The organism is Neisseria basseii, from assembly GCF_962707005.1.
Classification (GTDB): domain Bacteria; phylum Pseudomonadota; class Gammaproteobacteria; order Burkholderiales; family Neisseriaceae; genus Neisseria; species Neisseria bergeri.
The window spans coordinates 1-1,433 of record NZ_CAUIXH010000049.1 but is presented as its reverse complement, the minus strand read 5'-3'; the positions used below and the strand labels follow the sequence as shown (position 1 = coordinate 1,433).

Annotated in this window: 1 protein-coding gene and 1 pseudogene; one reads left to right on the top strand and one right to left on the bottom strand. The window is 53.2% G+C overall.

All coding sequences use genetic code 11. The features are described from left to right. Window positions 1–136 (top strand): annotated as a pseudogene (locus Q9I99_RS11220) (GntR family transcriptional regulator); the annotation flags it as partial. Window positions 137–202: 66 nt separating this feature from the next. Here Q9I99_RS11220 and Q9I99_RS11215 read toward each other — a convergent pair. Further along, window positions 203–1,433, bottom strand: a 1,231-nt coding sequence (locus Q9I99_RS11215) for a Mu transposase C-terminal domain-containing protein (RefSeq protein WP_301668644.1), incomplete at its 5' end; no start/stop codon positions are given.

The window sequence follows — 1,433 nt, the reverse complement described above, 5'->3', positions numbered from 1 at the left end:
TCAAGAGCCGACTTCGATTGAGCAGGTTCGCCGTTTCCTTCAAGCGCAGGCAAAAACGTTTGAGCCTGATTCCGTTCAGCGGGAACACCTTGAATCTTTACTTGAAATCGTTGAATCCGCCCAAGAGCTCGCTTGAGTTTCAATTTTTCAACAAGCTCGGTCGAAAACGCTGCATTTTGCTGTTTGTCCATCATGTTTTCCTTTATCTATCCACCTCAAATAGCACAAAATCGTCCGTGCCCGTTTTCGGCAATACCGCATACTCCGCCTCGATGACGTTTCCGCCCAAATGTCCCAGCTCGTCCCAAACCGCAGCCTGTTCCAAAGCCGGATTGACTTCCGCATTTGCGAGCTTGATTGCATTTTCCGCCCGCTTGATTTTGCCTTTTCGGCGTTTTTCCGCCAGTTGGTCGATACGCGCCGTCGGGAAAGCCTCGCGTGTATTGCCGTTGGCCTGCGCCTTAGTGATAAACTTGCCGTCCATATCAAACACATTGACCACTGACGCATCACTCAAATCGTAGCTGACCCGTACCTCGTCCTTGTGATACTCCGCCAGCTCAGTTGAGAAATAAGAGTTGTTGAACAAATCCAGCCAACCGCGCTGTACCTTTCGCACCTCCTGCGGCATAAACATCGTCGCCAGCTCTTCCGCCGACAACATATCCGGCGCGATACCGTCCTGTTCCAGCCTCATTTCCCGATAAGCCTTCGGCGTATAATGCCCGCCGTCCGGATGTCGGGGCAGCTCGCCGTGCGGGCGGTTGTTGTATTCGTCGATACACTTGACCACATCCGCGATAAAGCGCGACCAGCTCGGCAGTTTTTTCAAATATTTCTGTTGTTCCTCCGTCAAATCCTTGCCTTTTTCCAAAGCGTTAAAAGCACTTTCCATCTTGCGGTACATCAGGTTCTTCGTGCTGCTGTCCATCCCGCTGCCCGCAAACGTCTCATACTGCCGCGCCATCTCAATCAGATTGTCTTTCCACCATCGCTCAATGATGCCGCGCCCTTGCGGGTTGCCCGCGATACCCGTTTCATGGCGGATACCCAGTCGGGACGTAATACCCGTGATTTCATGGTCTATCGTCTTGCCTGTCTGACCGCCGCCGTTATCCGAGTAATAGATAATCGGCAAACCATAGTGCTTGACCCCGATACGCAGCGCGTCCGATACCGCCACACAACTTTCAGCCAACGACACCGAAAACCCGACCACAAACCGCGTACAACCATCAATAATCACCGTCACTTCCGGCTTAAACGGCCTGCCGTGTACCGGATGCGCCACCTTCGCCTTAAAGCTGTGGCCGTCGCCGATCCAAACATCGTTCGGCTTCAAAGCCCCCCAATCACGTTTCACATAAGGCAGCAGCGATTTATAAGCCGCCCCCGTTTTCCTGCCGCGCTCCTGCATAATCAGCGGCAGCTTG